Here is a 15,000-nt window from a genome sequence, read left to right on the forward strand (position 1 = left end):
GTAGGCGAGGAGAGAATCCTAAGGTGTGCGAGAGAACTCTGGTTAAGGAACTCGGCAAAATGACCCCGTAACTTCGGGAGAAGGGGTGCTTTCTTAACGGAAAGCCGCAGTGAATAGGCCCAAGCGACTGTTTAGCAAAAACACAGCTCTCTGCGAAGCCGTAAGGCGAAGTATAGGGGGTGACACCTGCCCGGTGCTGGAAGGTTAAGGAGAGGGGTTAGCGTAAGCGAAGCTCTGAACTGAAGCCCCAGTAAACGGCGGCCGTAACTATAACGGTCCTAAGGTAGCGAAATTCCTTGTCGGGTAAGTTCCGACCCGCACGAAAGGTGTAACGATTTGGGCACTGTCTCAACCAGAGACTCGGTGAAATTATAGTACCTGTGAAGATGCAGGTTACCCGCGACAGGACGGAAAGACCCCGTGGAGCTTTACTGTAGCCTGATATTGAATTTTGGTACAGTTTGTACAGGATAGGCGGGAGCCATTGAAACCGGAGCGCTAGCTTCGGTGGAGGCGCTGGTGGGATACCGCCCTGACTGTATTGAAATTCTAACCTACGGGTCTTATCGACCCGGGAGACAGTGTCAGGTGGGCAGTTTGACTGGGGCGGTCGCCTCCTAAAGTGTAACGGAGGCGCCCAAAGGTTCCCTCAGAATGGTTGGAAATCATTCGTAGAGTGCAAAGGCATAAGGGAGCTTGACTGCGAGACCTACAAGTCGAGCAGGGACGAAAGTCGGGCTTAGTGATCCGGTGGTTCCGCATGGAAGGGCCATCGCTCAACGGATAAAAGCTACCCCGGGGATAACAGGCTTATCTCCCCCAAGAGTCCACATCGACGGGGAGGTTTGGCACCTCGATGTCGGCTCATCGCATCCTGGGGCTGTAGTCGGTCCCAAGGGTTGGGCTGTTCGCCCATTAAAGCGGTACGCGAGCTGGGTTCAGAACGTCGTGAGACAGTTCGGTCCCTATCCGTCGTGGGCGTAGGAAATTTGAGAGGAGCTGTCCTTAGTACGAGAGGACCGGGATGGACGCACCGCTGGTGTACCAGTTGTTCTGCCAAGGGCATAGCTGGGTAGCTATGTGCGGAAGGGATAAGTGCTGAAAGCATCTAAGCATGAAGCCCCCCTCAAGATGAGATTTCCCATAGCGTAAGCTAGTAAGATCCCTGAAAGATGATCAGGTTGATAGGTTCGAGGTGGAAGCATGGTGACATGTGGAGCTGACGAATACTAATAGATCGAGGACTTAACCATATAATATGTAGCGATGTTATCTAGTTTTGAAGGAATATGCCTTCAATAGTTTGGTGATGATGGCAGAGAGGTCACACCCGTTCCCATACCGAACACGGAAGTTAAGCTCTCTAGCGCCGATGGTAGTTGGGACCTTGTCCCTGTGAGAGTAGGACGTCGCCAAGCAACTAAAAACACAAGTCATTTGACTTGTGTTTTTTTTATTTCCCATGAAATAGATTTGGTTCCATTAATAAAAAATTTGAAATATAGTAAGGGATTTTTTGAGCAGAAATACTTAAAAATTGATAAATAAATGGATAATCTTCAGAACTATAACTACCAAGTAAGTCATACCACCAATCTGTTTCATACCTAGAAATCATGCTTAAATTATAGAGCAATAAATAATGAATGAGGAGTTCAGGTAATATTGGCTTAGGATTTCTAGGATCAGTCGTAAGTGGCAAATAATAAGTATTAGTAAGATGTTCATAGTATAAAGGAGTACTGTACATAGGATTCCATGATTGAATGGGCGCTGTAAAAAGTAAATTCGATTCATTAGTCTTCTCAGGTACGTGCTGTATTGATAAATGCTTACAAGATGTTTCAATGTAACGAGAAAATCTCTCTTTAGTCATATGTAATCGATCTAGTAGGTTGACTGAAAAGGAGAGCTCATTTTTAATTGTTGAATCGATTTTATATAAAGTTGATCCTTTTTGACTATAACGAAATAAATTTTGTAATTCTGGAATATTTCCCATTAATTCTAACATGTTAAATTTTTCTGCTTCTAAGTGTTTCATGTGAAACAGTTGTTCTGCAACATGAGTAAATAATCCGTTTTTTTGTACCTTCACCTCATCTTCTAAAAATTGATACCCTTGTTTTTTTCGTTTGCGAGTTGTAACGCCATGAGCTAAAACAGTAGTGGATTCAGGATAGTTAGGGTCAATAGTTAGTAGGCATGCTTTAAAAAGTTGACTAATTCCATAAAATAACAACATTGGTTGAATGGAAAATGGAGCTGTCTTATATAATTCATAATAATTTTTCCCGTGTTCTAAGTAATAAATAAAGGGATAACAATTTTCAAAACTTTTTTTTTCGGCATCCTGAATAGAGGATTTTTCGTAACAACGGGCAAGATAACGTTGTACGTTTTGAGATGAAAAAAAGAAACTTAACTGCTGCCAAGTACAAGATGTTTGATGCATATATTACGCTCCTTTTATTGTCTAAAAATTCTAACATATATATACGTCCTTGACAGTATTTTAACCAATTGATAAGCTACTAATAATAATTTCTGGTATCATAGGGGGAACAATTATGTGGGAATCTAAATTTGTTAAAGAAGGTTTGACTTTTGATGATGTATTACTTGTACCAGCTAGGTCAGATATATTACCAAGAGAAGTAAGTGTTAAAACAGTTTTATCTGAAAGCTTACAGCTAAACATCCCGTTAATTAGTGCAGGAATGGATACAGTAACAGAAGCTGACATGGCTATTGCAATGGCTCGCCAGGGTGGTTTAGGAATTATTCATAAGAATATGTCTATTGAGCAACAAGCAGAGCAAGTTGATAAAGTAAAGCGCTCTGAAAGCGGCGTTATTTCAGATCCTTTCTTCTTAACTCCAGAACATCAAGTATATGATGCAGAACATCTTATGGGAAAATATCGTATCTCAGGTGTACCGGTTGTAAATAATTTAGATGAGCGAAAATTAGTTGGTATTATTACAAACCGTGATATGCGCTTCATCCAAGACTACTCAATCAAAATTTCTGACGTAATGACAAAAGAACAATTAATTACAGCTCCAGTTGGTACTACACTGGAAGAAGCTGAAAAGATCCTACAAAAGTATAAAATTGAAAAACTCCCTCTTGTTGATAATAACGGTGTATTACAAGGGCTTATTACAATAAAAGATATTGAAAAAGTAATTGAATTCCCAAACTCTGCTAAAGATAAGCAAGGACGCTTATTAGTTGGAGCAGCAGTTGGTGTAACAGCGGATGCTATGCTTCGCATCGATGCATTGGTAAAAGCTAGTGTAGATGCAATTGTACTTGATACAGCACATGGGCATTCTAAAGGTGTTATTGATAAGGTAAAAGAAGTTCGTGCTAAATATCCATCACTAAATATTATCGCTGGAAATGTTGCTACTGCTGAAGCAACGAAAGCACTAATTGAAGCTGGTGCAAACGTAGTTAAAGTTGGTATTGGACCAGGTTCTATTTGTACAACACGCGTTGTAGCCGGTGTTGGTGTACCACAATTAACTGCGGTTTATGATTGTGCAACAGAAGCTCGTAAACACGGCATTCCAGTTATTGCTGATGGCGGTATTAAGTACTCTGGTGATATGGTGAAAGCTTTAGCGGCAGGAGCACATGTTGTTATGCTAGGTAGCATGTTTGCAGGTGTTGCAGAAAGCCCTGGAGAAACTGAAATTTACCAAGGTCGTCAATTTAAAGTGTATCGTGGTATGGGTTCTGTCGGTGCGATGGAAAAAGGAAGTAAAGATCGTTACTTCCAAGAAGGCAATAAAAAACTTGTCCCAGAAGGTATTGAAGGACGAGTACCATATAAAGGACCTTTAGCAGATACAGTTCACCAATTAGTTGGTGGCTTACGTGCAGGTATGGGATATTGCGGAGCACAGGATTTAGAATTCTTACGCGAAAACGCACAATTCATTCGTATGTCAGGTGCTGGCTTACGTGAAAGTCATCCTCATCACGTACAAATTACAAAAGAGGCTCCAAACTACTCATTATAATGTCTTATATACAAATAGACAGAGATTTGATATCTCTGTCTATTTTTTTTTGATTATGTTAGAATAACGGTTATGTGAGTACATAGATATTGGGGGTAGCAAAAGTGAAAGGTATGTTTTGCAAAAGATTCATTGCTTTGGTAACAGTGCTTACACTAGCTTGTAGCATTTTTATGCCATATAGCAATGCATCAGCTGAAACAGGAGCCGCTTTAAACATTGAAGCAGGTGCGGCAATTTTAGTAGAAGCGAATTCTGGGAAAATTTTATATCAAAAGAATGCAGATGAATTATTATCCATTGCTAGTATGACAAAGATGATGAGTGAATATTTAGTTCACGAAGCAGTGGATAAAGGAAAACTTAAGTGGGACCAGAAAATTAAGGTTTCTGAATATGCATATAAGGTTTCACAAGATGCTTCATTATCAAATGTTGCATTAGAAAATGGTGGCTCTTATACAGTAAAAGAGTTATACGAGGCAATGGCAATCTTTTCTGCAAATGGTGCAACAATTGCATTAGCAGAAGCAATTGCAGGTAAAGAAGTAGACTTCGTAAAAATGATGAATGATAAATCGAAAGAACTAGGGTTGAAAAATTATAAATTTGTCAATTCTACAGGTTTAACGAATAAAGATTTAAAGGGAATGCATCCTGAAGGAACAACAGCGGATGAAGAAAATAAAATGTCTGCAAAGGATGTTGCAACTTTAGCACAACATTTAATTAAAGATTATCCAAAAGTGTTAGATACAGCAAAAATCCCTAAAAAAGAATTCCGTCCAGAAAAAGAGAAGTTTGCAATGTCGAACTGGAACTGGATGTTAAAGGGCTTAGTTAAAGAATATGATGGCGTAGACGGCCTAAAAACAGGCTCAACTCCAGAAGCAGGAGATTGCTTCACTGGTACGGTTGAAAGAAACGGAATGCGTTTTATTTCTGTAGTTATTAAAACAAGTTCTCATACAGCACGTTTTGATGAAACAAAGAAGCTATATGATTATGGATTTGCTAACTTTGAAGTAAAACAAATGTATAAAAAAGGTTCTTCAGTAAAAGGACAAGAAACAGTACGAGTAGAAAATGCGAAAGATAAAGATGTAGCAGTTCAAACGAAACAAGCAATTTCACTTCCAGTGCCAAAAGGAAGTAAAGATGTTTATAAAACGGAATTAAAAGAATCAAGTAAGGGACAAGAAGCACCTATTAAAAAGGGAGCTGCGCTTGGTCAAATGGTAATTACGCCAAAAGATACAAACGACCCTGGATTTTTAACTGGTAAGTCACTGCAAGTGGATCTTGTAACAACATCTGAAGTAGAAGAAGCAAACTGGTTTACTCGTGCTATGCGCGGAATTGGTTCATTCTTTAGTGGCATGTGGAATAGTGCTGTTGATACAGTAAAAGGTTGGTTTTAAAAGCTCCTCATGATAGGAGCTTTTTTTTATTCCTATTTTTCATACCGACTTTATGAAAAAGTAGTAGACAAGCATCTGATAGTTAGTGGTAGAATGTAAGAGTATTCTTAATTTTCGCCTTTAACGGGGGAAAGCAATTCACCTAGGGGGGTTTTTGTACATGACAAATGTAACAGGGACAGAACGTGTAAAACGTGGAATGGCAGAAATGCAAAAAGGCGGCGTTATTATGGACGTAGTTAACGCTGAACAAGCAAAAATTGCAGAAGAGGCAGGCGCAGTTGCCGTTATGGCATTAGAGCGTGTACCAGCAGATATTCGTGCAGCAGGTGGCGTTTCTCGTATGGCAGACCCAACAATTGTTGAAGAAGTTATGGGTGCGGTGTCAATTCCGGTTATGGCAAAATGCCGTATCGGTCACCTTGTAGAAGCACGTGTATTAGAATCATTAGGGGTAGACTATATCGATGAGAGTGAAGTATTAACTCCTGCTGATGAAGTATACCATTTAAATAAACGTGATTACACAGTTCCATTTGTATGTGGTTGCCGTGATATCGGAGAAGCTGCACGTCGTATTGCAGAAGGTGCATCTATGCTTCGTACAAAAGGTGAACCAGGAACAGGAAACATTGTAGAGGCAGTGCGTCATATGCGCCAAGTCAATGCAGAAATCCGTCAAGTTGCGAGTCTACGTGAAGATGAGTTAATGACATATGCAAAAAATACTGGCGCTCCTTACGAAGTATTACTTGAAATTAAACGTCTTGGTCGCTTACCAGTTGTAAACTTTGCGGCAGGTGGTGTAGCAACACCAGCAGATGCAGCATTAATGATGCAACTTGGTGCTGATGGGGTATTTGTTGGATCTGGTATCTTCAAATCAGAAAACCCAGAGAAATTTGCACGTGCAATCGTTGAAGCAACGACTCATTATGAAGATTACGAACTAATTGCAAGCCTTTCTAAAGGATTAGGTAATGCAATGAAGGGTGTCGAAATTTCAACGTTATTACCAGAACAACGCATGCAAGAGCGTGGATGGTAATTAAAGGAGAACTTTAAAATGGTGAAAATAGGTGTACTAGGTCTTCAAGGTGCAGTTCGTGAGCATGTAAAATCAGTTGAAGCAAGTGGTGCAGAAGCTGTTGTTGTAAAGCGTATAGAGCAACTTGAAGAGATTGATGGTCTTATTTTACCAGGCGGTGAAAGTACAACAATGCGCCGTCTTATTGATAAGTATGCTTTCATGGAACCACTTCGTACATTTGCAAAGTCTGGTAAACCAATGTTTGGTACGTGTGCAGGGATGATTCTTCTTGCAAAAACACTTATTGGCTATGAAGAAGCACATATTGGTGCTATGGATATTACAGTTGAGCGCAATGCGTTCGGACGCCAAAAGGATAGTTTTGAAGCTGCGCTTTCAATTGAAGGCGTGGGTGAAGACTTCATTGGTGTATTTATCCGTGCGCCGTATGTTGTAGAAGTAGCTGATAATGTTGAAGTGCTTTCTAAGCATGGTGACCGAATGGTAGCGGTAAGACAAGATCAGTTTTTAGCTGCTTCATTCCATCCGGAATTAACAGATGATCATCGTGTGACAGCATACTTTGTTGAAATGGTAAAAGAAGCGAAAATGAAAAAAGTTGTATAAGTAACTTGCAACTTGTATAAGATTATAGTAAATTGATGGTAACAATTTTATAAAATAAGCGTGTTGATAGGAAATAGTAACAAATGTCGTTTCTTATAGAGAGTCGATGGTTGGTGGAAATCGATAGAAACAGTTTGTGAATCCATCCTGGAATGGAATGTGGAATATCTTTTGGATTAGTAAGCATTCCCGGTGAAGAGCCGTTATTTCTACTTGAGAGGAAAGCGGTAATGCTTTCAACTAGGGTGGCAACGCGGGTTAACTCCCGTCCCTTTATATAGGGACGGGAGTTTTTTGTGTTTTATAAAATAAAAGGAGGAGTATATAATGCTTGATATTAAATTTTTACGTACAAACTTTGAAGAAGTAAAAGCGAAATTACAGCATAGAGGCGAAGATTTAACTGATTTCGGCCGTTTTGAAGAACTTGATACGAGAAGAAGAGAACTACTTGTTCAGACAGAAGAATTAAAAAGTAAACGTAACGAAGTATCTCAACAAATTTCTGTATTAAAGCGCGAAAAGAAAGATGCAGAAGCTCTAATTTTAGAAATGCGTGAGGTTGGAGAAAAAGTAAAGGATCTTGATAACGAACTTCGTACAGTTGAAGAAGACTTAGAAAGATTAATGTTATCTATTCCAAATATCCCTCATGAATCTGCTCCAGTTGGTGAAACAGAGGATGATAATGTAGTAGCACGTACTTGGGGAGAAGTGAAAGAATTTACTTTTGAGCCAAAACCACATTGGGATCTTGCTACTGATTTAGGAATTTTAGATTTTGAACGCGCTGGGAAAGTAACAGGAAGCCGCTTCGTATTTTACAAAGGTGCTGGTGCAAGATTAGAGCGTGCTTTAATTAGCTTTATGCTTGATCTTCATACTGATGAGCATGGATATGAAGAAGTATTACCTCCATATATGGTAAACCGTGCAAGTATGACGGGAACAGGACAACTTCCAAAGTTTGAAGAAGATGCATTCCGTATTGAAAGTGAAGATTACTTCTTAATTCCAACAGCTGAAGTACCTGTAACGAATATGCATCGTGATGAGATTTTAAATAAAGAGCAATTGCCTATAAGATATGCTGCATTTAGCTCTTGCTTCCGTTCTGAAGCAGGTTCAGCTGGTCGTGATACACGTGGCTTAATTCGCCAGCATCAGTTCAATAAAGTAGAGCTTGTGAAGTTCGTAAAACCAGAAGATTCTTATGAAGAATTAGAAAAATTAACAAATGATGCAGAACGCGTGTTACAATTATTAGAGTTGCCATATCGCGTTATGAGCATGTGCACAGGCGATTTAGGATTTACAGCAGCGAAGAAATACGATATTGAAGTATGGATTCCAAGCTATGGCACATATCGTGAAATTTCTTCTTGTAGTAATTTTGAAGCTTTCCAAGCGAGACGTGCAAATATCCGTTTCCGCCGTGAGCCAAATGGAAAACCAGAACATGTTCATACATTAAATGGATCTGGTCTTGCAATCGGACGTACGGTTGCAGCTATTTTAGAGAACTACCAACAAGAAGATGGTACAATTATAATTCCAGAAGTTCTTCGCCCTTATATGGGAGGAAAAACAGTTATTAAGTAAATTTAAACATTCATCGGTATGAGTGATTGGTAATTATGAGCGTTGTCAGTACTGTAATGTAGGAAGGGGAAAGTAAAATTTTCCTTTCCTCATAATTTATTTTAGTAGGGTTGACTAACTGTTTTTCTTTTGATATTATATTTGATGTCAATATGGAGGTATACCCAAGTCTGGCTGAAGGGATCGGTCTTGAAAACCGACAGGCGGCGAGAGTCGCGCGGGGGTTCGAATCCCTCTACCTCCTCCAGATATAATTGACAACAGCGCATATAAGTGGAGATTGGAGAACTCGTTACCAACACGTAACGAGTTTTTATTTTAAAACCAATCATAAAGTATGGTGTAAGGTAATTTTGTCCTTATTACACACTCATATTCCGATGATTATCTTCATAGATATGAAAGGAGTCAACATGGATCTTATTATACAAACGTTTCCTTTAGATGGAAAAACTTTATATTATGTACAATGTCCTGTCTGTAAGAACAATAGAATTTTAAACAGTGGTGCAAACGTATCACGCATTATTAGTGATGATACATTCCGTAAACTTTGTGGTTGTACTTGTGATGTAAAACAAGCTACGAGTAAAGTAGAGGCGCCAAAACAAGTTAAAAAAGCAGCTGTAAAGAAAGCGGCGGCTCCAAAACGTACAGGTAAAGTATTAACGGCAGTAATTAACGGGAAAGAAATGACTGTTAAAGAAATTGCTGAAGTATACGATATTAGTACAAGTACTGTTCGTCAGCGCATTAACGCAGGAAAACCTGAGAGTGAAATTATTGCTCCAACAAAGAAGAAGTAATTTAATAGGAAAACCCGTGCATATGCACGGGTTTTTTATTTTACAAGTTTACGTGTTTGTTTTAAAAAATGGCCAATTTTTTTAATGATTGGTTCGATTGAATCACTATCTTTTAAAATATCGTACTCATTAATATTTAAGCGTAATACAGGGCATGAATTAAAGTTGTTAATCCAGTTTTCATAACGTCCATGCATTTCTTTCCAGTACTCAATTGGTGTTTGCTGTTCCATTGGGCGCCCGCGTTCTTGAATACGATCGACAATATCATCGAAAGAACCTTCTAAGTAAATTAATAAGTCTGGATGAGGGAAGTAAGGAGTCATGACCATAGCGTCAAATAAACCTTTGTATGTTTCATAATCAGTTTCCGTCATTGTTCCTTTTTCATGATGCATCTTTGCGAAAATTCCAGTGTCTTCGTAAATGGAACGATCTTGAACAAAACCGCCACCATATTCAAAAATTCTTTTTTGTTCCTTAAATCGTTCTGCTAAAAAGTACACTTGTAGGTGGAAGCTCCAGCGAGTGAAGTCCGCATAGAACTTGTCCAAATATGGATTGGAATCTACTTTTTCAAATGATGTGCGATAACCTAAAGCATTAGCTAATGCAGTTGTCATAGTTGATTTACCCACACCTACCGTTCCGGCGATAGTGATTACTGCGTCATTGGGTATATCATATTTTTGCCTTAAATTCATTATTATTTCGACTCCTTTAAGAGAGTATTTTGAAGGGCAGATAGGATGACGTTTAAATCATCAGGATTTTTTACAAAATCCATATCGTCTCCATTAAATTTCAATACTGGTATTTCCGGATGATCTTTTTTAAAAGCATCCATTGCTGTTTCATAATCTTTTGTGAGTTGTAGTAAGTAATTTGGATCCATGTTTTTTTCAAATTCTCTTCCGCGCATGGCGATTCGTTTTTGCAATGTTTCTAGGCTAGCTGTTAAATAAACAATGACATTTGGCACAGGCATATCTTGTGTAAGGATACGATAAATTTGCATGTATTTGTCATATTGGGAGTCTTTTAATGTGCGGGATGCAAAAATTAAATTTTTAAAGATATGGTAATCCGCTACTACTGGTTTCCTTTGATTCAAATACTTTATGTTAATGTCTTCTAATTGTTTGTATCTATTACAAAGAAAGAACATCTCTGTTTGAAAACTCCATTCGTCGATGTCTTCATAGAACTTTCCTAAAAAGGGATTTTCATCAACAATCTCTTTTAGTAAGTGGAGTTGCATGTGAGTTGAAATTTCCTTCGCAAGTGAAGTTTTTCCAACACCAATTGGTCCTTCAACCGTGATAAATGGTACTCCGGTCACGCTGTTTCCTCCTTTCAATCAGTGATTTACCGTGACTACTAAAAACACAAAACAGAATTATTGTAGCACAAGAGGGAAGCGAGCGGGTTAATTTGATATAAAAAGTTAGAAAATAGATATATGTATTAATTAAATTTTATTTTGGTTGATGATGTTATAGTTGCTTTCAATGTAGTTTCCATTATTTTTAAAGCATGTATATTATCTTGGTCGTTGTTAGAGGCGATACAATCCTCTGGTACATACAATGTATAATTTCTCATATGAGCATCATTAGCTGTAAATAGGATACATATATTTCCGGCAACCCCTGTTAATATTAGATTTTCTATTTTTAAATAACCTAGTAATGAATTTAAAGGTGTTTCATAAAAAGCGGAATAATGTGGTTTAATAAAAATGTAATCATCAGAACTTGGAGCAATCTTATGGATTATGCTTTCGCTATATTCATTTGTACAATGAGTAATAAGTTGGTCGATATCAGATCTCCAAAGTTGATAATGGTCATTAACGTAAATTATAGGACAGCCGAAGGATTTCATTTTTTTCTTTAATTGTAAAATAGGGTTTGTTATAATTTCACATTTTTTAGCTAGAATGGGTCCGTGGGAAAATTGAAAGTCATTAATCATATCGATAATGAGCAAGGCGGTATTTTTCATATGTAATCCCCTCTCTTTTTTCTTTTAGGGTGGATTGAATTTGTAAAAGTTATCCCCTGTGTAGTAAATGGAAATAAGTGTACTTTATTTGTAATGAAAGGACTATGTTATGGAACAAGATCAAGATATTTATTTTATGCAATTAGCGATAGAAGAAGCTAAAAAGGCAGAGGAAATACAGGAAGTACCAATTGGAGCAGTTATAGTGTTAGATGGTGAGGTAATTAGTGTTGCCCATAATTTAAGGGAAACTGAGCAGAGATCAATAGCTCATGCTGAGTTGCTAGCGATAGATGAGGCATGTAAAAAATTAGGGACATGGCGTTTAGAAGATGCAACATTGTATGTAACATTAGAACCTTGTCCAATGTGTGCGGGTGGAATTGTTTTATCACGAGTGAAGCGAGTTGTATATGGTGCAAGTGATCCTAAGGGCGGATGTGCAGGGACATTGATGAATCTTTTAACGGATGAACGCTTCAATCATCAATGTGAAGTAGTATCTGGTGTACTAGAGGAAGAATGCGGTACGTTGTTAACAAGCTTTTTTAGAGAACTTCGTAAAAAAAGAAAAGCAATAAAAAAATTAGAGAAGAATACTGGGAACTAACGTATTTGCATTTTATAAAGAAACAAGTTATACTGATAATGCCTTTAATGAAGGCAACCGAATATTGGTTTTAACTTTGCCGTGCTAAGCGGGGAGGTAGCGGTGCCCTATACTCGCAATCCGCTCTAGCGAGGCCGAATCCCCTCTCGAGGTTATGTTGCTGTAAGGTCTGCCTTAAGTAAGTGGTGTTGACGTTTGGGTCCTGCGCAACGGGACCCCGTGAACCTTGTCAGGTCCGGAAGGAAGCAGCAATAAGCGGGTCTTCTCGTGTGCCGCAGGAGTGCCTGAACCGAGCTAACTGCTTGAGTAACGCTTATGGTACGTAATCGACGGAGGGTGCACGGCAGTTATATATGTATACAAAACTCACCTTAATACAAAGGTGAGTTTTTTGTATAGAAAATAACTTTTGGAATCTATAAACAGAATGGGTTATAATAAATGAGATAATAACCTTTGAGGGAGGCCGTATTTTCGTGTCATACCAAGCGTTATACCGAACATGGAGACCGCAAAAGTTCGAAGATGTAGTCGGTCAAAAGCACGTAACAAAAACGTTGCAAAATGCCCTTCTTCAAGAGAAAGTTTCACATGCTTATTTATTTTCTGGCCCGAGGGGAACGGGAAAAACGACAATTGCAAAAGTATTTGCAAAAGCAATTAACTGTGAACATGCTCCGGTAGCTGAACCTTGTAATGAATGTCCTTCTTGTTTAGGAATTACACAAGGATCCATTTCAGATGTATTAGAAATTGATGCGGCTTCAAATAACGGTGTAGATGAAATTCGAGATATTAGAGATAAAGTAAAATATGCTCCAAGTGCTGTAGAATATAAAGTATACATTATTGATGAAGTTCACATGCTTTCTATGGGTGCATTCAATGCGCTTTTAAAAACCTTAGAAGAGCCGCCAGGACATGTTATCTTTATTTTGGCGACAACAGAACCTCATAAGATCCCGCCTACAATTATTTCACGTTGTCAGCGTTTTGAATTCCGAAAAATATCAGTGAATGATATTGTTGAGAGATTATCAACGGTCGTGACAAATGAAGGTACGCAAGTGGAAGATGAGGCATTACAAATTGTTGCGCGTGCTGCTGAAGGTGGTATGCGTGACGCACTTAGTCTTATTGATCAGGCTATATCTTATAGTGATGAGACCGTTACGACAGAAGATGTATTGGCCGTAACAGGATCTGTTTCTCAGCAATACTTAGGCAATTTAGTAGAATGCATACGTGAAAATGATGTATCAAGAGCATTGCAAATCATAGATGAAATGATGAGTAAAGGGAAGGATCCAGTTCGTTTTATGGAGGATTTCATTTACTATTATCGTGATATGCTTTTATATCAAACTTCACCGCAACTAGAACATATGTTGGAACGAGTAATTGTAGATGATCAATTCCGTAAGTTGAGTGAAGAAATGCAACCGGAAGTGATCTATGAGATTATTCATACCCTTAGTAAGGGACAACAGGAAATGAAGTGGACAAATCATCCGCGTATTTTCTTAGAAGTTGTTATGGTGCAATTGTGTCAACAGTTTATGATGCAAGCAAATGGTACAGATCGTTTGCAAGCAATTATGAACAGGATGCAGCAACTGGAGAAAGAGTTAGAGCAAGTTAAAAAGAACGGTGTGCCAGCTGGTGTACAACAGGAAGTAAGAGAGACACGTGCAACACCAAAGCCGGTAAGAACAGGAAGTATGAAGATTCCTGTCGGACGTGTAAATGAAGTATTAAAACAAGCGAAGCGTCAAGATTTAGAACAATTAAAAGCTGTATGGGGTGAGTTGTTAGGAAGACTCAAATCATATAACAAAGTAGCGTTTGCTGTTTTACTAGAAAATAGCGAACCAGTGGCAGCTTCAGATGACACTTACGTTTTAGCATTTCAATATGAGATTCATTGTAAGATGGCGAGCGAAAATCGAGAAGCTATGGATACAGTAGAACAAGCTTTATTTGAATTGCTAAGTAAAAGGTTAAATATGATTGCCATTCCAAAAAGTGAATGGGGTAAAATCCGTGAAGACTTTTTACAACGTGAAGGTGGAGAGTCTGAAGAAAGCCCAGAGAAAAGGGAAGACCCTCTTATAGAAGAGGCAGTGAAATTAGTAGGGCAAGAACTCATTGAAATAAAAGAGTAATAATAATTAGGAGGAATTAATTATGATGCGTGGCGGAATGGGAAATATGAATAACATGATGAAACAAATGCAAAAGATGCAAAAGGACATGGCGAAAGCACAAGAAGAGCTTGGTGAAAAAACAGTTGAAGGTACAGCTGGCGGCGGAATGATTACAGTTATCGCAAATGGTCACAAGCAAATTCTTGAAGTGAAGATTAAAGAAGAAGTTGTAGATCCAGAAGATATCGAAATGCTACAAGACTTAGTATTAGCTGCAACAAATGATGCACTTAAAAAGGCTGATGAGCTTTCAAACTCTACAATGGGTAAATTTACAAAAGGCTTAAACTTACCAGGTGGAATGTTCTAGGAGGATATTGATACATGCATTATCCAGAACCAATATCAAAACTAATCGATAGTTTTATGAAGTTGCCAGGTATCGGACCGAAAACAGCGGTTCGATTGGCATTTTTCGTATTAGATATGAAAGAAGATGATGTGTTAGGTTTCGCGAAAGCACTTGTAAATGCGAAGCGAGATTTAGCGTACTGTTCTGTATGCGGACATATTACTGATCGTGATCCTTGTTATATTTGTAATGATTCACATCGAGATCAATCAGTTGTTTGTGTCGTACAAGAACCGAAAGATGTAATCGCGATGGAAAAAATGAAAGAGTATCAAGGTGTATATCATGTGTTACGTGGTGCGAT

General features: G+C 38.4%; 14 protein-coding genes, 1 tRNA gene, 2 rRNA genes, 1 other RNA gene and 1 other annotated feature (2 of these 19 running past the window's edge). Of the genes, 14 read left to right on the forward strand and 4 right to left on the reverse strand.

The window, feature by feature from the left end:
* Both NST27_RS00050 and rrf read left to right on the forward strand, forming a co-directional pair.
* Positions 1-1,253: ribosomal RNA gene (locus NST27_RS00050) — 23S ribosomal RNA — on the forward strand (it extends 1,670 nt beyond the left edge of the window).
* Positions 1,254-1,302: 49 nt separating this feature from the next.
* Positions 1,303-1,418 (forward strand): 5S ribosomal RNA (rrf, locus tag NST27_RS00055).
* A 35-nt stretch (positions 1,419-1,453) separates the two neighbouring features.
* On the opposite strand, the gene NST27_RS00060 is transcribed toward rrf, so the two are convergent.
* Entirely contained in the window at positions 1,454-2,455 is a 1,002-nt protein-coding gene (locus tag NST27_RS00060) for a YaaC family protein (RefSeq protein ID WP_000554288.1), read from the reverse strand.
* A 115-nt stretch (positions 2,456-2,570) separates the two neighbouring features.
* On the opposite strand from NST27_RS00060, the gene guaB reads away from it, so the two are divergent.
* From guaB to NST27_RS00095, 7 genes are all read left to right on the forward strand, one after another.
* Positions 2,571-4,034 carry an IMP dehydrogenase gene (gene guaB, locus NST27_RS00065; protein WP_000264088.1) on the forward strand — a complete coding sequence of 488 codons (1,464 nt, stop codon included), beginning with the start codon at positions 2,571-2,573 and terminating at the stop codon, positions 4,032-4,034.
* A gap of 113 nt (positions 4,035-4,147) precedes the next feature.
* Positions 4,148-5,455 carry a D-alanyl-D-alanine carboxypeptidase DacA gene (dacA, locus tag NST27_RS00070; RefSeq protein ID WP_125653127.1) on the forward strand — a complete coding sequence of 436 codons (1,308 nt, stop codon included), beginning with the start codon at positions 4,148-4,150 and terminating at the stop codon, positions 5,453-5,455.
* Between the two features lie 160 nt (positions 5,456-5,615).
* Entirely contained in the window at positions 5,616-6,503 is an 888-nt protein-coding gene (gene pdxS, locus NST27_RS00075) for a pyridoxal 5'-phosphate synthase lyase subunit PdxS (protein ID WP_000186165.1), read from the forward strand.
* Between the two features lie 18 nt (positions 6,504-6,521).
* Positions 6,522-7,112: a pyridoxal 5'-phosphate synthase glutaminase subunit PdxT gene (pdxT, locus tag NST27_RS00080; RefSeq protein WP_000238783.1), complete on the forward strand. Its 591-nt coding sequence runs from the start codon at positions 6,522-6,524 to the stop codon at positions 7,110-7,112.
* 54 nt (positions 7,113-7,166) lie between these two features.
* Positions 7,167-7,388: a binding site (T-box leader), on the forward strand.
* Between the two features lie 51 nt (positions 7,389-7,439).
* Entirely contained in the window at positions 7,440-8,714 is a 1,275-nt protein-coding gene (gene serS, locus NST27_RS00085; protein WP_000884186.1) for a serine--tRNA ligase, read from the forward strand.
* A gap of 154 nt (positions 8,715-8,868) precedes the next feature.
* A tRNA-Ser gene (locus NST27_RS00090) sits at positions 8,869-8,961 on the forward strand.
* A gap of 166 nt (positions 8,962-9,127) precedes the next feature.
* Positions 9,128-9,520, forward strand: coding sequence for a DUF3797 domain-containing protein (locus NST27_RS00095; RefSeq protein ID WP_047385490.1), 393 nt, complete (start codon positions 9,128-9,130; stop codon positions 9,518-9,520).
* 35 nt (positions 9,521-9,555) lie between these two features.
* On the opposite strand, the gene NST27_RS00100 is transcribed toward NST27_RS00095, so the two are convergent.
* The 3 genes from NST27_RS00100 to NST27_RS00110 form a co-directional block, all read right to left on the reverse strand.
* Positions 9,556-10,224, reverse strand: a complete 669-nt coding sequence (locus NST27_RS00100; protein ID WP_001053587.1) for a deoxynucleoside kinase — start codon at positions 10,222-10,224, stop codon at positions 9,556-9,558.
* Between the two features lie 2 nt (positions 10,225-10,226).
* Positions 10,227-10,862, reverse strand: a complete 636-nt coding sequence (locus NST27_RS00105; RefSeq protein ID WP_000148218.1) for a deoxynucleoside kinase — start codon at positions 10,860-10,862, stop codon at positions 10,227-10,229.
* A gap of 125 nt (positions 10,863-10,987) precedes the next feature.
* Complete coding sequence (locus NST27_RS00110; protein ID WP_000798713.1) at positions 10,988-11,527, reverse strand: isochorismatase family cysteine hydrolase; 540 nt, start codon at positions 11,525-11,527, stop codon at positions 10,988-10,990.
* Positions 11,528-11,636: 109 nt separating this feature from the next.
* Between NST27_RS00110 and tadA the strand changes: the two genes are divergently transcribed.
* From tadA to recR, 5 genes are all read left to right on the forward strand, one after another.
* Entirely contained in the window at positions 11,637-12,137 is a 501-nt protein-coding gene (gene tadA / locus NST27_RS00115) for a tRNA adenosine(34) deaminase TadA (RefSeq protein WP_000434332.1), read from the forward strand.
* A gap of 79 nt (positions 12,138-12,216) precedes the next feature.
* An RNA gene (gene ffs / locus NST27_RS00120) (signal recognition particle sRNA large type) lies at positions 12,217-12,481 on the forward strand.
* 132 nt (positions 12,482-12,613) lie between these two features.
* A complete protein-coding gene (gene dnaX, locus NST27_RS00125; protein ID WP_000121577.1) occupies positions 12,614-14,302 on the forward strand; it encodes a DNA polymerase III subunit gamma/tau in 1,689 nt (562 codons plus the stop codon).
* Between the two features lie 25 nt (positions 14,303-14,327).
* On the forward strand, positions 14,328-14,654 hold the full coding sequence (locus NST27_RS00130; protein ID WP_014894853.1) for a YbaB/EbfC family nucleoid-associated protein: 327 nt from the start codon (positions 14,328-14,330) through the stop codon (positions 14,652-14,654).
* A 14-nt stretch (positions 14,655-14,668) separates the two neighbouring features.
* A protein-coding gene (recR, locus tag NST27_RS00135) for a recombination protein RecR (RefSeq protein ID WP_000559169.1) crosses the window boundary here: on the forward strand, positions 14,669-15,000 show its 5' portion. 265 nt of this gene lie beyond the right edge of the window; the window shows 332 of its 597 coding nt (coding positions 1-332); it begins with the start codon at positions 14,669-14,671; the stop codon falls past the right edge of the window.

Source organism: Bacillus sp. FSL W8-0770 (assembly GCF_038008705.1).
Classification (GTDB): Bacteria; Bacillota; Bacilli; order Bacillales; family Bacillaceae_G; genus Bacillus_A; species Bacillus_A cereus.